The organism is uncultured Shimia sp. (genome assembly GCF_947498095.1).
In the GTDB taxonomy this organism is placed as follows: domain Bacteria; phylum Pseudomonadota; class Alphaproteobacteria; order Rhodobacterales; family Rhodobacteraceae; genus Shimia.
The window spans coordinates 249,169-268,907 of the sequence record NZ_CANMJE010000004.1; the positions used below are offsets into that span (position 1 = coordinate 249,169).

Consider the following 19,739-nt stretch of genomic DNA (forward strand, 5'->3'; position numbering starts at 1 on the left):
GAAATCCTCCGGGCGCTTTCAATCCAGATAAGGACAGACATGGCCGAACGTTCATTTAAGAAAGAAGTTGAAGAGCTTCGCGCCGGGGCGGGAGAGACCTTTACCGGTGAAGGTATTCTGGCCCTGACCAAGGCGCTGTTGGAAAACGGGGTTGGTTATGTCGGCGGATATCAGGGCGCGCCGATATCGCACCTGATGGATGTGCTGGCCGATGCACAGGAACTGCTGCAAGAGCTGGATGTGCGATATGAAGCCAACGCCTCGGAGGCTGCCGCCGCCGCGATGCTGGCCGCATCAGTGCACTATCCGATCCGTGGCGCCGTAACCTTTAAAGGCCCTGTTGGTGTCAACGTAGCCTCAGACGCGCTGGCCAACCTGTCGTCCTCTGGCGTAGCGGGCGGCGCCATCGTGATCGTCGGCGAGGATTATGGCGAAGGCTCGTCCATCATGCAGGAACGCAGCCATGCGTTTGCCATGAAGTCTCAGTTCTGGCTCATGGACCCTCGACCCAATCTGCCCTCCATCGTGAAATCCGTGGGTGACAGTTTTGAGCTGTCCGAAGCTTCGAACACACCGGTGATGTTGATGGTGCGCATCCGCGCGTGCCACGTGACCGGCAGCTTTGAATGCCGCGACAATCAGCGGCCGGACTTGACGGTCGAGGACGCGCTGAGCAATCCACGCCGGGATTGGAATCGCGTGGTCCTGCCCCCGATGTCCTATGCGCATGAACAGGACAAAATCACCACGCGCTGGCCCAATGCCCAGAACCACATCATGGAGCGCGGCCTGAATGAGGTGTTTGGTCCAGAAAGTGGAGAGTTGGGCATTATATGTCAGGGTGGCATGTACAACGGCGTTATCCGATCTTTGCAGCGCCTTGGCCTCGCGGATCTTTATGGCAATACGGACATCCCCATCTATTGTCTGAATGTCACCTATCCCCTTGTCGATGAAGAAGTAATCCGCTTTGCCACAGACAAAAAGGCCGTGTTGATCGTAGAGGAAGGTCAGCCAGAGTTCATTGAACAGGGATTGTCGACGATCCTGTTGCGCTCGGACCTCCAAACAATGCTTCATGGCAAAGATGTTTTCCCAATGGCTGGCGAATATACAGGCCAGATCATGTTCGACAGTATTGTCGCGTTCCTGCGCAAGTACGCTCCCGAAGACTTGCCAGGTCAGATGCGCGCGCCCAATCAACCCCTCCCCGCCATTCCGGACCTCAGCAAAACTGTGCCCATCCGCCCGCCCGGGTTTTGCACTGGTTGTCCTGAACGGCCAATATTTGCGGGGCTAAAGCTCGCTCAGCAAGAGCTGGGGCCGCACCAGATTAGCGCCGACATTGGATGTCATCTCTTTGCAGCCCTGCCCCCGTTTGAAATCGGTGGCGCAACGATGGGTTATGGGTTGGGTCCGGCCTCAAACGCTGCCTTTGACGGCGGTGGTGAAAAGCGCGCCATTTCAATCATTGGCGACGGTGGTTTCTGGCACAATGGCCTGTCTTCTTCGATTGGCAACATGGTGTTCAACAAATCCGACTCGGTCGCGGTGATCGTGGACAATTATTACTCTGCGGCCACGGGCGGTCAGGATGTTCTCTCAAGCCGTGCAGACAACCCGAGCAAGGCGACGCAAAACCCAATCAGCAAGGCACTTGAAGGCGTTGGGGTGAAATGGATTCGCCAGATCGACCACACTTACGATGTGGGCAAAATGCGCGAGACATTTGTTGAGGCACTGACCACAGACTATGACGGCCCCAAGGTGATCGTCGCTTCTTCGGAATGCATGCTGAACCGTCAACGTCGGGAAAAACCGGCACGCAACAAGGCGATCAATGATGGTAAACGCATCGAGGTCCTCCGCTTTGGTGTGGATGAGGACATCTGTACCGGCGATCACGCTTGTATCCGCCTGTCGGGGTGCCCGTCCCTGTCTGTCAAACATCTGGACGATCCACTGCGGGATGATCCAGTAGCCGCCATTGACCAAACCTGTGTGGGCTGTGGTAACTGCGGAGAGGTGGCAGATGCCGCCATCCTCTGCCCCAGCTTTTACCGTGCCGACGTGGTGCACAATCCCGGCAGTTTGGAACGCTGGTGGGCCGGATGGTCAGGTCGCGTGATCAGTTGGTTACAGGTCAGACGCGCCTCAAAACGACTGACATTTACGGAGGCAGGCCAATGAACGCGCCTATCGACCTCGTTGCGGGGCCACGCGACGACAAATTGCAGAGCATCATCAAGCTGGCGATCCTCGCGGTCGGCGGACAGGGCGGCGGCGTTCTGACCAACTGGATCGAGAGTCTTGCGCGTGCAGAAGGTTATGTCGTGCAAGCCACATCCGTCGCGGGTGTCGCCCAGCGCACTGGGGCTACGATCTATTACATCGAAATGGCCCCGGCCGGTGACACTGAACCCGTCTTTTCTCTGGCCCCCACCAGCGGCGACGTCGACATCATGATCGCCGCCGAAATGATGGAGGCCGGTCGCGCCATCATGCGGGGTTTTGTGACCCCCGATCGCACAACCCTCATCGCCTCTACACATCGCGCCTTGGCCGTATCGGAGAAAATGGTTCCGGGCGACGGCATTTCAGCGCCCGAGGATGTCCTGGAGGCCGCAAAGTTGATGTCTGACCGCCTGATCATGTTCGATATGGACCAATTGGCCGCCGAGAATGGCTCGGTCATCTCATCATCGCTGTTCGGGGCCCTCGCTGCCTCCGGGGCCTTGCCGTTCTCGCGCGATGCCTTTGAGCAAGCGATCCGCGCGTCTGGAAAAGCGGTGGACACCAGCCTGCGTAGTTTCGCGGCGGCTTTTGACCGAACTGAAGCAAGTGAGAGCGATGCAGACCCTGTTTTGTCAGCGCCCAGGAGAAACAATCATCACGTTGCAGGACCTGCGAGCGTGCTGAGCGACTGGCAGGCGCTTGAGGCTGAGGCCCTCGCCCTGCCCGCGCCGCAAATGGCAACGCTGGGTTTGCGCAAGGTCGTGGATTTTCAGGATTTGACCTATGGGCGCGAATACCTTGATCGGCTGCAACAGTTTTCAGGCCATGACACCGGGGACACCAAACTGTGTGAAACCGCTGCCAAACACGTCGCCAACGCCATGTGTTACGACGACATCATCCGAGTTGCTGACCTAAAGACGCGGCAGGGACGGTTCAACAGGATCAAAGCCGAGGTGACGCCGGGTGACGCGCCGATCAACCTGACCGAATTCTTTCATCCCCGTGGCGAAGAGATCATCAGCCTCTTACCAGCGGGTCTTGGCGTATGGATCGAGGCGCGACCACGCCTGGCCGCCTGGATCGACCGCCGAGTGAACAAAGGGCGTCGTCTGCGCACCCATAGACTAAGGGGCTTTCTAACGCTCTATTTTCTTGGTGGATTGCGCCGTACCCGCCGCAAAAGCCTGCGGCACAAGATTGAGCAGGATCATCTGAACGCATGGCAGGCGACCTGTCTGGAGGCGGCTTCGCAGAACGTGCCCTTGGCGATTGAATTGCTGAAATGTCGACGGTTGATAAAAGGTTACTCCGACACCCACGCCCGTGGCCTGTCCAAGTTTTCTCGGGTCATGGATGCGGCAAGTCTGGTCGCGGACCGCGAAGACGCGCCCCAGTGGATCGAGCGCCTGCGTGAAGCAGCCTTGCGCGATGAACATGGTGAGAAGCTGGACGGGGCAATTCAAACCGTGCGCAGCTTTGCCGACTGAAACGCTGGCTCTTTAGGCAGAAAATACGGCTAGTGAACTCCACTGACTGCCTTGGTTCTACGCCGCGCTGGTCGACACCGAACGAGTGATGCCACCGTCGACACGCTTGTTTTGGCCAGTGGTGTAAGCAGCCCCTACGGAAGCGAGGGCGGCAGCTGTGGTTGCAATCTCGCCGTGGGACTTACTGTTGCGCCCCATCGTGATCCTGACCATGAAATTCTGGGACCGCTGACTGGGCTATCAACCCGCAAGCTGACATCTTTGGCGACCAATCTCTAGAGAGAGCCTTTGACTTGTATCATTTTGGGGTCGGCACGAATGTGTGATGGAGGACTTCAATCATCAAACTTTCGGGGGGGGGAACTTTGATCGAGGAGAACATTCCAACCACAAGAGCAGCGCACCTCTTGCTCTATTGCGATATCCTCAGTGATATTGGAACGCCAGTTGATCGAGATATCGAACGGGCTGGCCTGCCAGTGAATCTGGCTGAGATGCCAGATGCCTTGGTCAACAACATCCTTGCAACAGAATTTGTTGGCCGTTGTGGCGGGCGTGAAGGTGTAGAAGATTTGGGCTGGCTTGGGGCAAGCCATTTCGCACTGCCAAGCTTTACCGCTGAGGTTACGGAGGGTCTCAAGTCACGAGCAAGCGTTGCCGGGAAAATAGCGCAGTTCAAAGAACTGTCATCTCTGGAAGACTCGCATCTAGAGATCGACCTTAACAAACACGGCGAATTTGCCACGGTGGTTTGTGATATGCTTTTGCCAACTGAGCTTGTTGGAATGAGCTGCAGCGAATGGGTGCAATTGGCAGTTATGATCGAGATTGTTCGCTCTGTTGTTGGTCCTCAATGGACTCCAGTTTCCCTAAATTTCAGAACCACGTTTAAACCGGCTAATGATGCTCGAACGGCTTTTCCGAACACGCAATTCAAGTTTGGACAACCCAAGACTTCGATGACCATCAACTCGGATTTTCTGGACTGCTGCAACCTTGGTGGTGCCTTTGACTCAAGCCATCAAACGTCACCCGTATCCCATTGTCAGATCAAGACGATCAAACAGCTTATCCGTCCGTATCTTTTGGCTGCCCCACCACCTATCGAAGTAATGGCTGAAATGGCTGCCAAAAGGCCACGCTCGTTTCAGAGATGGCTTTTGTCCAAGGGAACGTCATACAGAGAATTGGTGAACGAAGTTCGCATTGAAATGGCCGCGGAATTGTTGGCGAACGAAGACCTAAACCTGATCCAGGTGGCTATGCATTTGGGCTATGAAAACCAATCAAACTTTGGGCGCAGTTTCAAAAAAATGACAGGAATTTCGCCGGCAATGTACCGCCGCGGCCTGAAGAAAAACAAAGCCCTTCGAGATTTGAAACGAACCTGACCAGGGCGCGATCATGCCTTATCCCCTTTGCCTTTCGGCAGGCGCTGGAATTTTTCGCCCCAGGGCCTAGCTTTCGTTTTGCCGGTACGTCCCAACAATGCTGCCAATCATAATCGCCATGTACAGGACTCCCCCAACCGCTTCGATTCCGGCTGAGATTCGAGCCAGTGGAGAGATTGGCAGGATGTCCCCGTAGCCCAGTGACGTCAGGGTCACAAGGCTGAAGTAAATCGACGAGGTCCACAGTTCAGCGCCTTCTCCGAAAGCGATTGATCCCGGGTGCCAGCGTTCGATCTGGACATAAAACATGGCCCAGACCATCGCCAAAAGAACATATCCGAAAATACCGCCAAGCAGAGCGTCATAATCCCCAGCCTCGCGCTCCATTAGGTTTCGAAACGTCACAGCCAGCGCGCCGACGAGCATTGCACCAGAAAAGATCGCGACCATGCCCTGAACACCGTCGGTCACAAGTGCCAGCAACGTCGTGCCAAACCATCCGACGACAATCACCAACCCCAATCCCCTGTGCAATGTTCGATTGAGGCTTTTGAGGATTGCGGCAACGACAACAACTTCGATCAAAGCTACGCCAACAAGGGTTACCCAAGTCGCGCTTCCAAACAGAGGTTCTACGACCACTGCGACAAGAAGCAGAAGCAATAGAACTTCCCATCGGAGTAACCACGGTGCTGCTGGCATTTTTGCGATCCCCTATTTTCAAAACCCAAAAGGCAACAGGGTTAGTCGCCTGATTTATCGTTGGTGAACCGGAAGATTTCCGGCGCGTACTTGGCTGTAATCCCGTGAACAAAAGCCGAAATCAATACTGCAGTGATTGAAATCACCAGAATACCATCGATTTTTTCGACGCCTTCAAACTCCATCACCACCAGCACAGCAAACAATGCGGTCGCGAGGCCACGCGGGCCAAACCAGCCATAGAACAATCTTTCGTTCACCGTTGTGTCGGTCCCGATCAACGAACACCAGATCGCAATCGGGCGCACGACAAGCAATGACATTGCCACGATCAACAGGACCATGGGCGTCATATGGGACAGCGCTTCCGGTACAAACAGCGCCCCGATAAAGAAGAAACTGAGCATGGCCAGGAACTGCCCGTCACCTTCAAGGAAGTGGCGGGCATGATGCACGGACCCCGAGGCGGCATTGGCGTAGGCGATGCCTGCGACAAACACTGCGACGAATGAGTTGCCGCCAGCATGTTCTGCACCAAAGAAAATGAAGGCCACCATGATGAGCGAAGCAACCTGCCCAAGACCCTCATCCATCAAACCACGGTCCACGACAAAGTTGCGCAGCTTGCCAATAGCAAAGCCCCCTGCGATGCCGACAACAGCCCCAATACCAATCTGCGACGCGATCAAAGACATCAATCCTTCGCCGCCGTCTCCACCCCCGGTGCTTTCAATGGCGAGACCGGCAAAGAAGATGACGAAAGGTAGCGCCAAACCGTCATTCAAACCACTTTCTGCGTTCATAGCGTCACGAAATGTCTGGGGAATACGCTCGTTGGACTGAATTGACTGTCCCAGCGCCGCATCTGTCGGCGCGAGCAGCGCGGCCAGAAGGCACACCTCCCATAGGGGCCAGTCTGGCAACAGGAGCATGTTAACTACGGCCCCTAAACCGATGGCAATCGGCAGTCCCATCGCCAGCATTCGAAAGGTGCGCGTCCCGATCTTTTCCAGCGCATCTTTGCGCAGCGTTGTGGCATCTGCAAACAGCAACAAGGCCAGCGTAACCTCGGCCAGATCATGGAACACGCCAGCGCCTTCCAACGTCAAACCGGGGCCACCAAAACCTATGGCAACCCCAAGCGCGAGGAAGGCCATGGGCATTGTAATCCCCCACGATCCGATCTTTGCGGAAAACATGCAGTAAAGCAGCATCAGCAGCGCGATATATACGAGATAGTGTTCCATGTTTTTCTTGTCCCCAAGTGCCGATTTTGCCGGGCTACGCCTGTTGCGCGCCCTGTTCTGTTTCGTTGGTGTCGGATTGATCCAAGCGGGTGTTTAACCGCCGTTCAGGCAGGAGATGGTCAACTGTCACAAAGGACAGAAGTACCCAAGCCAGCGCCCCGCCCAATTGCAACAGACGGTCCAGCATTTTCACATCCACATCATCGCCAAACGGCGCCATAGAGCCCCCGAGCAAGATCAGGCTCGCGCTCAGCGCCGTGCCAGCCAGCGCAGAGGACGGTTTGCCGGAAATCAGCCAGTTCGACAGGATAAAGCAGTTCAGCAAAACAATGATGGCCATGAACCCGAACTGCGTGTTGATGACGATCAACTGATAGGCCACCCAAGCCATGAAACCACCAATCAAGTTGGCAAGTAGCATGGCTGTGGCCACCTTGGGCCCATCAGCGGTACTGGCAGCCAGCTGAAAGGAAAGAATGCCGACGAAGAGCAAGGTAATCACGGCTCCGCCATCCAGCATGAAAAACAGGACGACAAAAGGCGCGGTGACCAGCGTCATTCGCAATAGCCGGCGCATAGCGTCAAAGCTGGGTTGATCGACCGTCGGCACCGCTTCTGCCGGTGTTGACATCACCTGTGCCGGAATGAGGCCAAAGGCCACCCAGGTCGCCAACAAAGCGGCTGCCATGTTCAGAGGCAGTGCAATCGCGAAGATCAAGGCAATATCCAGCGACAAGTGAACGAGAAACGGCATCAGAACCGCCTCAATCAGAGCCAGAATGACGATCAACGGAGGTTTGCCCGTGACCGATAGGGAGAAGGCCCACATGAGCATCAAGACCTGCGCAATCATGAAGGTCGGGCGATAAGGTAAGAGCACTGAAAACAGTGCAAAACCAAACAGCAGCATCAAAACCGCCGTCAATACGGTCTTAACGCCCGCTCCAAACGACGGCGCGGCAGGCCCTTGCAAGAACATTGACGCGAAGACAGCGCCAAGAAACGCAAAAGGCCATTGCAACAACATCCCGGCGATGAAGACGCCAGCCACACCAATGGCCAGCCGCACGCCTTTTCGTTCGTCTTTCACGAAAGCAGGTGATGCTGTTTCAGAGGCGACATCAATAGGCATAAGACAGGAAGGCCATTAGGCGAATGTACCCCGCCCCCAAAGTGTTCAGAAAACCGTTGTCACCCGTGTAGATGATGACATCAGCCTGACCGTTCAGCTGAAAATAGACGTCGTCATCTGCGTTTCGACCACTTTCATAACCGGGCAGGATGATCCGCACGGGAAACCGTTGAGGATCCCGCATCCAGCCAACCGTTCTCGGAGGCATCGCCAATCCGTCAAGAGAGCCACCTCCGATTGATGCCGCCGCAGAAAAACTCTCGACTTTGCCTTTCAATATGCGCCCTGGATGAATGTCCAAAACGACTTCGACCGGCGCTCCGATGGCAACCTTGCTCAGGTTGTTTTCGGTCATGTATGCCTCGATCCAGATGTTCTCTGCGTCGATGTAGGTCATCAAAGGACGTCCGGCCGCTGCGAACGCACCAGGGGCAATATCCAGATTGCTTACGCCACCCGATGCGGGCGCCTTGATCTCGGTCCATGACAGCTTGAGTTCTGCATCTGCAAGTGCGGCGAGCGCTTTCTTCACGACCGGATTGTCTTCGCCCCGAGGCCCGAGTTGTTGCTTGGCTCGCTCAAGACCTGCCTCGGCACTGGCTAAGGCGCTTTCTGCTGCGGTCAATTGGGCGCGGGCATCATCGCCGCGCGCCGCGGCAACCAAACCCTTCTTTTCCATTTCAAATACGCGCGCGGTTTGAAGCTGGGTGTTTTTCAATGTCGAAGACGCCCGCGCAAGAGCAGCCTGGGCGGCTTCAACCTGTGCCGAGCCTACACCTACGTTGAGCAGAGCTGCCTGTAAGTTTGCCTGTGCCGTGTCTCGCGCAATCTCGTAGGCTCTGGCATCGATACGTGCCAAGATCGTACCCGCTTCAACGCGTTGACCGTTGACCACATTAAGCTCGACAACATCACCTGCGACTTTTGGGACAATCTGGGTAACCACAGCCTTTACCCGCGCGTTGCTTGTGAAGGGTGTCGTGCGATCAGCGGCGAGATACCAGATCATCAGAGCCATTGCGACAAATACGAGAATTCGGATGGTTGTTTTCATTATGCTCTCTCGGCACGTTTGTATTTGTATGTGTTTTGAAGGAGACGTAACTAGCTTTATGGTCATTTCACGTCACGTCGAGCATTTGGAAGGTTTTCTAAACCATAGAAATCTTAGTAATAGTAAAAGAGGAAAAGATTCAGTTCCTTTGCCGAGAAAAACCTTGTGTCTCGATGAACGTTACTAGATTTTGGCGAGGCTGGATGTTCTGTGTGATGTTTTTACGGGTCCTCAAACAATCGGCCTGACGATATAAAGGTTGCCGCGCCAAGCCCTGCTGGTACTTTGGAAAGAGCATAGAGAAACGTTCCGCATCCCAAAAAACATGGATCCTGATCAAATTAGAGCAACGCGATCCCAACAGCGTCAAAAACACTAATCTCCTAACCGCGCAAATTTAGTTTCCAGACTTTGGCAGAATCCTTCCGAACTACGGAACGTTCCGAGTTTGGGGAACTTCAGGTATACCTGAAGTTCCCCAAAGAAAATTCAAGCAAGTCCCAAAACTCGTACTGAAACGCAATCGTTTTGGTTGTTGGATGTGATGGTAGGAATTTCTGTCGACGCATAGGTAACATCGACTTACGGCAATTTCTGATCGAATTAGTGCAGATGCTGGGGTATTTCAGGTGCCACTACCACCAAGGCGAGCTCCTTTGATGGCACGACTGAGACCCGATTGCTTGGGCTGCCCGAGGTGTCGTGTGGAACTGATGGCGATCGGAGTACTAAGCAGCCGGCCAGTTTGCCCGGAGTATTCGGTATTTTGGCCGAGGAGCAGTTCTTAAGTTAAGCTATTGGCATTGCCATGGAATCGACGGGGCCAGAGGTACTCTAAGTCGACGACAAGCAGTTCCTCCAGCCAGCGCGGCAGCTATTTACTCGCGTACCTTCGGCAATTTTGAAGCCGAGTGTTTTCTGAGTCTTGCTCTGAAACATAGAAACAAACTCCTTGATCTGACCTGCCGCAAAGACATCTGCTACCTTCTCTTTGGTCAGATCGCATCCGCGTAAATTGTTATCTATGGTGAGATTGAACAGCACTCAATCACGACAGTTCTCGGCAATCTCCAGGCGCACTCGGATCACCCAGATTTGTTTGGCAAAAGTGGTGTTTTTGACCAACTAAGCATTCCTTGTTTCAGGCAGACGGGCAAGCGCTGGCTGGTAAATTTTGTGATTGTGCGATGGTCCTGCCGATACACCACGCTCTATCGCTAGGCCAACCAGACGTTTGCTAACCAAACCAGCAAATACAGTTGCCAACACCGTGATATTTCGGAAAAAGCCAACTCGGTCCATTTCAAGCTTTTACGACAATTCTTTGGGGGTACGGGACCCCTTTGCGACTATACCTCGCCTCTCTCGCAATTCTCTGGCAATCTCTCGATAAGCAACACAGGCAAAGAAGAGTAGTTTCAATGAATTCGTCACGTCGCAGCTTTGTTCTCGGGCTCTCGGCCCTGTCTCTTGCAGCCTGCCAAAGCTCCCTTGGCCCCAGATCAACATCGCCTGCACCCAGCTCACAGGGGTTGTCGGCGGATTTGCGCCCGACGCCAAATCGCGACTACTCGGCTTGGGTGGCCAGTTTCAAGGACCGTGCAAGGGCGCAGGGCATCACTGACACGACCCTAACCGCCGCGTTTCGCGATACTGGCTACTTGCCGGGTGTCATCACGCGGGATCGCAACCAGACAGAGTTCACCCGCACGCTTGAAGATTATCTGTCTATTGCAGCCTCGGATGAGCGCGTTTCCAAGGGCCGCGCCAGATTTGCCCGGCATGGCAACACGCTGAGCCGTCTGGAACAGAGCTACGGCGTGGATGCGGAAATCATTTGCGCCATTTGGGGGCTGGAAAGCTACTACGGCGAGCGCAAGGGCGACATTCCGGTGATCTCTGCCGCCTCTACGCTGGCCTTTGACGGGCGCCGGGGCAGCTTTTACGAAAAGCAACTGATCGCGGCGCTCAAGATTCTGCAAAACGGCGACATCTCTGTGCAGCGCATGACGGGCAGTTGGGCGGGCGCCATGGGGCACACGCAGTTTATCCCAACCAGCTATCTGGCTTTTGCGGTAGATTTTACCGGCGATGGTCGCCGGGACATCTGGTCTGATGATCCGACAGATGCGCTTGCCTCAACGGCCGCGTACTTGCAGAAGAATGGCTGGAGCCGCGGCACCAAATGGGGCAGAGAATTGCGCCCCGGGGAAACAGCGTCGCGTGTGATCCAACCTCAGACCGGCGGCCCGCGTTTTACGGTGACCGGCAATTTCAACGCGATCAAACGCTACAACAACTCCGACAGCTATGCGATTGGCGTTGGTCACCTGGCGGATCGCATCGGTGGTGCAGGGCCACTGCGTACTCCTTTTCCTCCCGATCAGTATGGGCTGACCAAGGACGACCGCATCGCATTACAGTCTCGCCTGACGGCACGTGGGTTTGACACCGGCGGCGCAGATGGCGTGTTGGGCCCAAAGTCGCGCGGCGCAATTGCTGACTATCAGCGTAGCATTGGAGCTGAACCGACGGGAGACCCATCGCCGACTCTGCTTGCGTCGCTGGGTTAAATCACCGGCTTCGAGGGGATCAAACCTTCTCGGTTGGATTGGCACATCGGACCAAAGGCGAACTCCGTGCCAAGTGCAGAAAAAGTCAATTTTTTAACCCTTGTGTCGATACGTGAGTAGAGAAGCAACAGAACCCAGTCCAACGCCATTCATGGCAGGTTTCCGGGACCACGGCTGGCCACGGAGAGGCCCGCTGACGTTAGGACTGGGACCCGATCGCTGAGGAAAACTTCGTTTCGACAGACCTTGCGTCAGAGACAATCCGGTAAACCCCGCCAAAATTGCCACCAGCAGAGAGGCAATGACCAGCCAGTAGTTATGGGTATACTCCAGATACTGCATGCCCAGTTCTATCTCCCCTCTAGAACGCGATCAAAAAATGCCCTCCCTTTGGCGCGTCCAGACCACCCGCACACTAGGGAACAGATCCCGCCTAAAATGCAAGGAGAACAGCCACTATTCCCTATCTTGTCAGTTTTCTGAAACGCTATCGACAGAGCCAAACATTGCGTGCAATTTTTCCAGTGTCTCGTCCGGCAATGGGCCCTTCGAGAGAGCTCAAGTTTTCGGCCAGATGCGCTACAGCCCCGGTTCCACACCACACAACAAGCCCAGTCTGCAATCAATGTTTGGCTCAAGCAGTACAACCAGGTCAGGCCTTATCACGCATTGAACATGCGCCCGCCGGCACCTGAAACCTTATTAGAGAAATCAAAAATTACTGGTACTGAAATTGGGGGCTAGACATTGGGAGGTCAGCGTTAGGTCTGAGTATAGTAAGCAGGGCTTGGGCATAGGGATAAGTAATGAAGGCGCAGGTAGAAGGAGCGGAGTAAGCGATGTTCTAGTCAAGGTGTTGGCACGGCCACCGGTGCTATAACAACCTCGCGTCCACCCCGTTCGCCTGACGATCTCTCTCGCCCCAAATGCTATCCGCACGCGACCCTATCTCAAAAAGTCGTAGGTTCATACGGCGCCGGTTATGACATCGATCCCGGACGACCTAGTAGCCGGACTTTACCTTCGCGCGACCGAGGGTTTTTCGGCGAGACCAGCACTTCAAAGGCACAGCCAACGCCCCCCATTCTGACGGCAACCCATAGCTGACTACCCCTACCGTATTTTGGCGGGGAGCCACCGTAGTGAAATTTAGAAAGCTCACTGAATTATGATCCAAGCATCTATCCGACGCGTATTAGTTGAACAAAAAGGAGAACAACATGTCTGGATTTAGTGAATATAAAAGTGATTGGGACGCGGTGATGGACGAGACTAAAAACCCATTTAAGACGTTGTCATTACCGACTGCGCATATGCTCATGCAACTGCTCGCATGGATGTGGAGTGCAGTATTCTCAATATCAGTTGGTAGTTTTTTGGTATTTGGAGTTACAGCAGTTGGTCACGTGCTGGTCATAGCTGGCATTTTCATAACAATCATGATGTTTAAAACGGCTGAGGAAGGAAGAGGATAATCCTGCTTGGGCTTTGTTCCTGTACGTAACATCGGCTTACGGCATCCTCTGACCATACTGCGGCGGCTTTGGCATAAAGAGGGCGCAGGACTAGAGGGTCGCGCCAAGGTCGGATGTGCGGAACGTTTTCCGTTCACGACTTTGGAGCAGGCGCGCGCTTCTATTGCGGAGCCACCTTTGTGCCGATTTTCGAAATGCTTCTGCGATACCTGAATTCGTCCGGCGACCTATTTGTTTGTAGGCGGTTTGGAAGCCTATCGTTCGCGCCCCTGCCATCCAGCCTCCAAAAGCTTGTCGGTTACAGCTTTCGCAAAAATAGGGTTCGAGTAAATCTGATCAAACACGACGGATGGGTTGAACTCTGGCCAGTTTTCCATAAGCTCCAACGCATACTTCCTGGCCTTGTCAGCCTCTACAAGTCCTTGGTAGGAGGCCGACAAATAAGCATAGTTGGGAGCTGAGATCGGAGAACCTGACAGGCTGGCCGCGATCAGGGTGTCGATGGCGTCCTGATAATGCCCAAGGTGAAAACTCGCGGCCCCATAGAAACTTTGATCTGCGTGGCGACCCAACGCTGATGTTCGTTTACGGTCTGGATCTGCGGCTTTTCGGGCGGCGTCGAATTCGCCGGTCAGCAACATCACCACGGCGTAGAAATCCAGAACGTTTCCGTCCTTTGGCGCAAGGTCGAGCGCGAGTTCGGCGTGTTCTCTTGCTTCGGCGTCGCGTCCCTCGATAAGAAGTGTCCAGGACAGCGCAGATTGAGTCCATGAGTTTGTCGGCGATTGTTCAATGGCGCGGTCGACCATTTTGCGAGACTCGGCCAGGAGGCTGTTCCGATCCGGGCCATCGGGCAAGAGCAGCGCCATTGCGGCAAGGCATTGCGCGGCGCCGGCATATCCGCCGAAGTAGGTGTCATCCTTTCGGATTGCCTGCCGAAACATGGCCAACGACAGCTTCAACTGCTCTCTCTCGAACATTGGAAAGATCAGATTCCGCGCTTGATCCGAGAGTGTCACGGCCTGCAGGCTGGAGGGTGATTTGCTCATCCTGGCGCGGCGTTCTGCTTCAAGCTTTGGGTCGCCTGAAGTAGGCGTTATTGCAGCTTCAGGGGCGTCGGGGCGCCCGAGCAAAGATGTGATGGTCCCGAGCAAGAAACCGCAGCCCAATGCAACCAGAACTGCGCCCACTATGATTATCGAACCCTTGCTGCGCCGAAGGTCGGCATCGGCGGCTTTCGGCGCGGCATCAAGGGGTGGCGTCTCCGGGGATCTAACCTCAAAACGGGGCACATAGGCACCGGGGTCGACGTGAATAAGGACCGGGTCGCTCTGACCTGGGCCAACATAATACTCAGCCAAACGCCGCCTCAGTCGTCCAGCATCAACCCGAACAATGTTGTGACTGTCGGTATCTTGGTCGATCGCCCGGTCGTAGAGATCTTCGGCAATGATCTTGGCAAGGATTTTGCGTTCTGGGTCGGCGAGATGCTTGGTTACGATGTAATCGAGCAAATCCACCAGCCGAGTTGACCCTGCAAACGACTCGTCCGACTTTATCCGCTCCAATGCATCCAGAATCTCTGTTCGCGACGCGAGGGCAGTGTTTTGAATGTTCAACTCGGAGTGGTTCTCTGCGCTTCCCATGTTATCCTCACTACCCGCAAAGGTCAGGATTTCAAAGGGTTTTACCCCCTTTTACACCGTGTGACACTCGCGCTGGAAACCTGTTGATGCAAACTGATCCCCGGAAATAGCCAAACGAACGGGACACCAGATGCACATCATGGAGGAGAGCTTTCCTGAGCATGCCGCTTCACTTCGCTATGGCCGTGGAGTGGACCCGGTACTGGACGAGATTTGCCGAGACTACGAAACGCTATCGATCGATCTGCAGAAGGCTGAACGCTCTGAGGGACGGTTAGACTACGGCCGTCAGGTGGAATTGCGCGACAGCCTCAAAGGTCTTCGAGAGGAGATCCTCGCCAAGCTGCGAATGCTCTGAACGGTGTTCAGGCGGCAGAACAACCAACCAGAAACAGCGGCACCCATCTGTGCAACGGAGCCACTGAATGAAGACGCACAACCAACAAGAGTATTGGGAGATATCATGACTATCAGAACCTCGCTCCTGACGGCCACTTGTGCCGTCACGGTGCTAACGACAGCGCCATTCGCCATAGCCCAAAAAGCGCCGATCGTCCGTGACGCGGAGTACCGGATCCTCGAACGCCAGCACGGTGATCGCTGGACTGCCGAAGACACAGAGATTGATGCCAAGCTGGCCGAATTCCGCGAGAAGAACGGCGGCAAGCCGCCCAACATCCTTTATATCCTGCTGAATGATATCGGCTTTGGCGAGTTCGGAATGCCGGACCTTGATGTCATTCGCGGATACTCGACCCCGCATATCTCAGACTTTGCCGAACAGGGTATGTCGATGATGCGGATGTACTCCGAGCCCAGCTGCACACCCACTCGCGTTGCCGCGATGACCGGGCGCCACCCGGTGCGCACCGGGTTTGACGAGGCCAAGGCGGTACCTGAGGGCGAAGGGCTGGCGGCGCGCGAAGTGACCATCGCCGAAGTCCTGAGCGATGCCGGTTATGCCACGGCCCATATCGGCAAGTGGCACTTGGGCGACATCGAGCAGAGCTATGCCATCAACCAGGGTTTCGACTACGCCGAACATCCGATCCACCAGCAGGCGCAACTCGCCCTGATGAACACAACCGCGCTGAACGAGGGCCATATAGCCGGCGTGGACATGCGCCTTCGTTCCGGCGAGTTGATGCTGGATGAGACTTTCCGTATCGATCCCTTCGCCATGGTCTACGGTATCGCCGGCGAGAAGGGCGGCAAGATGCGCGAGGTCGACATGGAACCGGGCCAGAAGTTCTCGCAGGCCGACTACAATGCGATGGGCCAGCGCTACCAGGACAAGACCATGGAGCAGCTGGAGCAAATGGCAGCAGGCGACAAGCCGTTCTTCCTGCAATACTGGCCGCTGATCCCAATCAGCTTCACGCGGACCGATATCGTGCAGGCCAAGACGCTGAATGGCGGGCCCATTGCTGAGGCCATCGTCAACATCGACACCTATGTTGGTGAAATTCTGGAACGGGTGGACGAGCTTGGCATTGCTGACAACACCATTGTTGTCATCATGGGTGATAACGGACCGTTCATGGAGTTCGTCGACCGCAGCGGCCAGTCGGATCGTATTTATCGTGGCGGTAAGACCGAGCATCTTGAAGGCGGTGTTCGCGTGAATGCCTTTGTCCGCTGGCCCGAACTCATCGAAGCTGGTTCGCGAGTCAAGGACATCACCCATGTGTCCGACCTGTTCACAACCTTTGCACGGCTTGGCAACGCCGAGGCAGGCATCCCGCGCGACCGCATCATCGATGGCGTGGACCAGCTGCCATTGTGGCTCAAGGGCGAAACATATGGTCGGCGCGACTACGTTTTCATCTACGAGGGGTTCGTGCTGAAATCGTTGGTCAAGCAGCAGTTCAAGATGCACTTACCGCCTCCGGGTGGAAACCCGATCCTTGCGTCGATGTATGATCTCTACAAGAACCCTCGGGAAGACAGGCCTCAGGATTCTATCCAGGTCGGAGTTGGGTTCGGCGCCAATTTCAGCCTTATGGCAAAAAGACATCTGGCAATGAAGAAACAATACCCTGATCAGGCTCCCGGACATGGTGAGCTATATGGTGGCATTGAGAACCTTCGACCAGAAACCAAAGCACTGGTCGAAAATATCATGTTTGGCCAGAGCTTAACTGCCGGATCTGAGTAAATCTCTATGAAAGTGAATTTGGGCCGGGAAAACTCGGCCCACAAAACAATTATTCTTCGGGAAAATTGGTATGGAAGACTTCAGTTTTGAGAGCACAAAGAGATGTTACTTGATCGCGATTGCGGTTTTTGGAGCCTTTTCGACTTCCGCACATGCAGAGCAGGCAGCATTCACCTATTCCGATGATTGGCAGTTTGACCTGACAGCCTATGCATTCCTGCCTGGTTCCTTATCGGGATCTTCTACAATTGCCGGACAAACAGTTCCACTGGATCTTGGCCTCAGCGATGCGCTTGATCTCTTGGATTTTACCTTTGCTGGTCGTTTTGAAGCTTGGAAAGGGGATTGGGGGTTCATTGCTGACGTGAATTACCTGGCACTTGAGATCAACGCTCAACCGGCCCCGCCTATCACGGCAGATGTGAACGTTGAACAAGCCTGGCTTGGATTGCTTGGTGCCTATCGCGTTGCATCAGGAAGCAATAGCAGAGGCAATACCTATTCGATCGATCTTCAAGGTGGCGCGAGGTACAATAGCTTGAAGCAAACTGTCGCCATCACAGGTGGTCCAGGAACTGGGGCAGCCTTGGGTGGTACCGAAACTTGGTGGGAACCAGTCATTGGCGCACGGGCCTTGTGGCAAATCAACGCTCTCTGGAACGGATTTGCAGCAGCCGATGCAGGTGGCTTTGGTGCTGGGGGAAATGACCTGGCATGGAGCGCCACCTTAGGATTGGGGTATGAGGTCGGTAAACACGGGACACTCAAATTTGGCCTCCGGTACTACAGTATCGATTACTCTACCGTCAGATCAGATGGCGTTTTTGCATACAAGGTTCAGCAAATTGGACCATTCGTCGGATATACCTATACCTTCTAGCCGGATAGATAAACGCTCCCCTATTGGGCTCGAACCTGACCTTAGCTGCAGTGATCACCAAAGTTGGTTAAGGGCTCAGGGCAGCCATTCGCTGCATGATTTTCCAATGCCTGCTATGACGGGTTTAATCTGACAGTGCCGATCAGACGGTTTGTAGGAACAGCGCAGTCGCATAGGCGCGAAGGCGGTTTTCGTCGATCATCTGGGCAACGCGGATCATGGTCATGCCTCGCATGATCAGGTTGGCCGGAATGAATGCCCATGCGCTGATCGTCCAGATCAAGGTTATCGGATCATCCAAATAGATCGGGTTAATCACGTCCGACATCATTTGAACAATCGCTGGGATCAAGAATGGCATCAAAAAACCTAACACAATGTTAAGACGTCCGTCGCGTTGTAAGCGGGGCAGTACGTCGCCCCCTGCTGTTGGATCAAACAATGGCAGGTTCACCCAAACGTTGAACGCGCCATTTCGTGCAGGCCAGCCAAGAATTCGGACGTAGAAGAAGAAAACGGTCAAGGTCAAGAGTGAGATGAAATAGGCCATTCCTGCGGCAGTGCGTACCGAAAGCACAAGCTCATAAGAGGCATTCTCTGGCAGTATGATGGCGATAGAACGCACCGGTGAATATGGAAAATTGATCCAATCTCCCACCACCATGCCCAAAGAGCGCAAGAAAGACGTCAGCGCACTTGGCTCAAACTGGCCTCGAGCAATGAATGAGAGTGACAAGACGCAAAGGAAAAGTGCCAAAAAGCGCAGCCGATTAAATGGTGGGGCATAGCGAAATTCCAGAATACTCGGGTAGCTCGACAGATATTCGAAGAAGACTAAAATGCCAGCAAACAAAGACAGTAGAACGACGATGTGAATGGCATCGGTTGTCGCATGCGGAAGAATCAGAGCAGGCGTCGCTATCAGCAACGCCATCAATATTGCACGCGTGAGTGCACTTACGAATTTTCCGATCACTGCCTATTCCCTTCTCCCTGGATGATCTCGATACATTGCCGCGATCTTTTTCCAACTTGATCTTGTCTTTTCTAGGCTCACCGAGCGCCCCGTTTCTGCAGTGTTGGAGTACCAATATGATGCCAAAACACGTTAGGCCGCTGGCTGTTGAACATGTGGTGCCTGTGAAGACTGAAGTGCCGAAAATGCAAGTATGCCTGCGGTGATGGACTGGGCGCCAGGGGGCCGCTGCCGGAAACGATAACAAGAGCAAAGCAAGAGCCATGAACGCGAAATGACTGGCTATCAGCGCAGTAATGGCGGCTGCGCCCCCTATACACAATACCAGTGCAAGAATACCTAACTTCACTGCTCCTCCGACGAATATGGCGTCTTGTGGATCAGGCTAAGCCTAACGGTTATGGCTCAGTAATCGCCGCTCCTGACCCTAATGGCATCTTTCGAGACCTTTGTGGTGAGAATGTGGCAAATTTGTGTGGCGAATGTGCGGATTGAAGCCTGGTCCAGCGGCCAACGGTGTCAGAGGAAACTAGGTTGTGAACCCGCAGCGAACGGCAGCTTCCCGCACTTATTTCCAGTTCGTGCTGATGAGCAGCCCTATCTGACGGGTCCAAGTTGATTGTTAGTGCATGATCGGCCTGGGTTCCATTGGTATGATGGTTTCCGGAGCCGGAGGGCGGTAGCCCAATGCACTGTGCGGTCGTTTGGTGTTGTAGTGTTTCCTCCATTCTTCGATGATGATTTGAGCCTCCCTAAGCGAGTAGAAGATTTCTCCGTTCA

17 protein-coding genes are annotated in these 19,739 nt (G+C 54.5%); 9 read left to right on the top strand and 8 right to left on the bottom strand.

The genetic code is table 11. From position 1 onward, the window contains the following. The first annotated feature begins 39 nt into the window (after window positions 1–39). Both Q0932_RS10055 and Q0932_RS10060 read left to right on the top strand, forming a co-directional pair. The gene (locus tag Q0932_RS10055) at window positions 40–2,190 is read left to right on the top strand and encodes an indolepyruvate ferredoxin oxidoreductase subunit alpha (RefSeq protein ID WP_299351944.1); all 2,151 of its coding nucleotides are present in this window, start codon (window positions 40–42) and stop codon (window positions 2,188–2,190) included. Continuing rightward, window positions 2,187–3,725 (top strand): indolepyruvate oxidoreductase subunit beta family protein, encoded by a 1,539-nt coding sequence (locus tag Q0932_RS10060; protein ID WP_299351946.1) that lies wholly within the window; start codon window positions 2,187–2,189, stop codon window positions 3,723–3,725. The genes Q0932_RS10055 and Q0932_RS10060 overlap by 4 nt, the downstream gene beginning before the upstream one ends. 57 nt (window positions 3,726–3,782) lie before the next feature. On the opposite strand, the gene Q0932_RS10065 is transcribed toward Q0932_RS10060, so the two are convergent. Further along, the gene (locus tag Q0932_RS10065; protein ID WP_299351948.1) at window positions 3,783–3,938 is read right to left on the bottom strand and encodes an SDR family oxidoreductase; all 156 of its coding nucleotides are present in this window, start codon (window positions 3,936–3,938) and stop codon (window positions 3,783–3,785) included. A gap of 266 nt (window positions 3,939–4,204) precedes the next feature. Between Q0932_RS10065 and Q0932_RS10070 the strand changes: the two genes are divergently transcribed. Beyond that, window positions 4,205–5,116: an AraC family transcriptional regulator gene (locus tag Q0932_RS10070; protein WP_299351950.1), complete on the top strand. Its 912-nt coding sequence runs from the start codon at window positions 4,205–4,207 to the stop codon at window positions 5,114–5,116. Window positions 5,117–5,182: 66 nt separating this feature from the next. On the opposite strand, the gene Q0932_RS10075 is transcribed toward Q0932_RS10070, so the two are convergent. The 4 genes from Q0932_RS10075 to Q0932_RS10090 form a co-directional block, all read right to left on the bottom strand. Next, on the bottom strand, window positions 5,183–5,779 hold the full coding sequence (locus Q0932_RS10075) for a potassium channel family protein (RefSeq protein WP_299351952.1): 597 nt from the start codon (window positions 5,777–5,779) through the stop codon (window positions 5,183–5,185). Between the two features lie 80 nt (window positions 5,780–5,859). Next, window positions 5,860–7,065 carry a cation:proton antiporter gene (locus Q0932_RS10080; RefSeq protein ID WP_299351954.1) on the bottom strand — a complete coding sequence of 402 codons (1,206 nt, stop codon included), beginning with the start codon at window positions 7,063–7,065 and terminating at the stop codon, window positions 5,860–5,862. A gap of 34 nt (window positions 7,066–7,099) precedes the next feature. After that, window positions 7,100–8,155, bottom strand: a complete 1,056-nt coding sequence (locus Q0932_RS10085) for a hypothetical protein (protein ID WP_299351956.1) — start codon at window positions 8,153–8,155, stop codon at window positions 7,100–7,102. A gap of 31 nt (window positions 8,156–8,186) precedes the next feature. Further along, window positions 8,187–9,251 carry an efflux RND transporter periplasmic adaptor subunit gene (locus tag Q0932_RS10090; protein WP_299351958.1) on the bottom strand — a complete coding sequence of 355 codons (1,065 nt, stop codon included), beginning with the start codon at window positions 9,249–9,251 and terminating at the stop codon, window positions 8,187–8,189. Window positions 9,252–10,672: 1,421 nt separating this feature from the next. Here Q0932_RS10090 and Q0932_RS10095 point away from each other — a divergent pair. From Q0932_RS10095 to Q0932_RS10100, 3 genes are all read left to right on the top strand, one after another. After that, window positions 10,673–11,824, top strand: a complete 1,152-nt coding sequence (locus tag Q0932_RS10095; protein WP_299351960.1) for a lytic murein transglycosylase — start codon at window positions 10,673–10,675, stop codon at window positions 11,822–11,824. Between the two features lie 510 nt (window positions 11,825–12,334). Next, on the top strand, window positions 12,335–12,568 hold the full coding sequence (locus tag Q0932_RS20560) for an integrase core domain-containing protein (RefSeq protein WP_366141404.1): 234 nt from the start codon (window positions 12,335–12,337) through the stop codon (window positions 12,566–12,568). 476 nt (window positions 12,569–13,044) lie between these two features. Then, entirely contained in the window at window positions 13,045–13,299 is a 255-nt protein-coding gene (locus Q0932_RS10100; protein WP_299351962.1) for a hypothetical protein, read from the top strand. A 254-nt stretch (window positions 13,300–13,553) separates the two neighbouring features. Here Q0932_RS10100 and Q0932_RS10105 read toward each other — a convergent pair whose 3' ends face one another. Continuing rightward, the gene (locus tag Q0932_RS10105; protein WP_299351964.1) at window positions 13,554–14,945 is read right to left on the bottom strand and encodes a hypothetical protein; all 1,392 of its coding nucleotides are present in this window, start codon (window positions 14,943–14,945) and stop codon (window positions 13,554–13,556) included. A 130-nt stretch (window positions 14,946–15,075) separates the two neighbouring features. Here Q0932_RS10105 and Q0932_RS10110 point away from each other — a divergent pair, with 130 nt between their 5' ends. From Q0932_RS10110 to Q0932_RS10120, 3 genes are all read left to right on the top strand, one after another. Then, the gene (locus tag Q0932_RS10110) at window positions 15,076–15,303 is read left to right on the top strand and encodes a hypothetical protein (protein WP_299351966.1); all 228 of its coding nucleotides are present in this window, start codon (window positions 15,076–15,078) and stop codon (window positions 15,301–15,303) included. A 105-nt stretch (window positions 15,304–15,408) separates the two neighbouring features. Beyond that, window positions 15,409–17,103, top strand: a complete 1,695-nt coding sequence (locus tag Q0932_RS10115) for a sulfatase-like hydrolase/transferase (RefSeq protein WP_299351968.1) — start codon at window positions 15,409–15,411, stop codon at window positions 17,101–17,103. A 70-nt stretch (window positions 17,104–17,173) separates the two neighbouring features. Then, the gene (locus tag Q0932_RS10120; protein ID WP_299351970.1) at window positions 17,174–17,983 is read left to right on the top strand and encodes a hypothetical protein; all 810 of its coding nucleotides are present in this window, start codon (window positions 17,174–17,176) and stop codon (window positions 17,981–17,983) included. A 142-nt stretch (window positions 17,984–18,125) separates the two neighbouring features. On the opposite strand, the gene Q0932_RS10125 is transcribed toward Q0932_RS10120, so the two are convergent. Continuing rightward, window positions 18,126–18,917 carry a hypothetical protein gene (locus tag Q0932_RS10125; RefSeq protein WP_299351972.1) on the bottom strand — a complete coding sequence of 264 codons (792 nt, stop codon included), beginning with the start codon at window positions 18,915–18,917 and terminating at the stop codon, window positions 18,126–18,128. A 664-nt stretch (window positions 18,918–19,581) separates the two neighbouring features. After that, the coding region (locus Q0932_RS10130; protein ID WP_299351989.1) for an integrase core domain-containing protein at window positions 19,582–19,739 on the bottom strand (158 nt) is incomplete at its 5' end.

Coding starts and splice junctions, on each gene's coding strand:
- Q0932_RS10120 (WP_299351970.1), top strand. CDS start 17,174: ATGGAAGACTTCAGTTTTGAGAGCACAAAGAGATGTTACTTGATCGCG.
- Q0932_RS10095 (WP_299351960.1), top strand. CDS start 10,673: ATGAATTCGTCACGTCGCAGCTTTGTTCTCGGGCTCTCGGCCCTGTCT.
- Q0932_RS10065 (WP_299351948.1), bottom strand. CDS start 3,938: ATGGTCAGGATCACGATGGGGCGCAACAGTAAGTCCCACGGCGAGATT.
- Q0932_RS10090 (WP_299351958.1), bottom strand. CDS start 9,251: ATGAAAACAACCATCCGAATTCTCGTATTTGTCGCAATGGCTCTGATG.
- Q0932_RS10060 (WP_299351946.1), top strand. CDS start 2,187: ATGAACGCGCCTATCGACCTCGTTGCGGGGCCACGCGACGACAAATTG.
- Q0932_RS10080 (WP_299351954.1), bottom strand. CDS start 7,065: ATGGAACACTATCTCGTATATATCGCGCTGCTGATGCTGCTTTACTGC.
- Q0932_RS10055 (WP_299351944.1), top strand. CDS start 40: ATGGCCGAACGTTCATTTAAGAAAGAAGTTGAAGAGCTTCGCGCCGGG.
- Q0932_RS10110 (WP_299351966.1), top strand. CDS start 15,076: ATGCACATCATGGAGGAGAGCTTTCCTGAGCATGCCGCTTCACTTCGC.
- Q0932_RS10105 (WP_299351964.1), bottom strand. CDS start 14,945: ATGGGAAGCGCAGAGAACCACTCCGAGTTGAACATTCAAAACACTGCC.
- Q0932_RS10100 (WP_299351962.1), top strand. CDS start 13,045: ATGTCTGGATTTAGTGAATATAAAAGTGATTGGGACGCGGTGATGGAC.
- Q0932_RS10125 (WP_299351972.1), bottom strand. CDS start 18,917: ATGGCGTTGCTGATAGCGACGCCTGCTCTGATTCTTCCGCATGCGACA.
- Q0932_RS10115 (WP_299351968.1), top strand. CDS start 15,409: ATGACTATCAGAACCTCGCTCCTGACGGCCACTTGTGCCGTCACGGTG.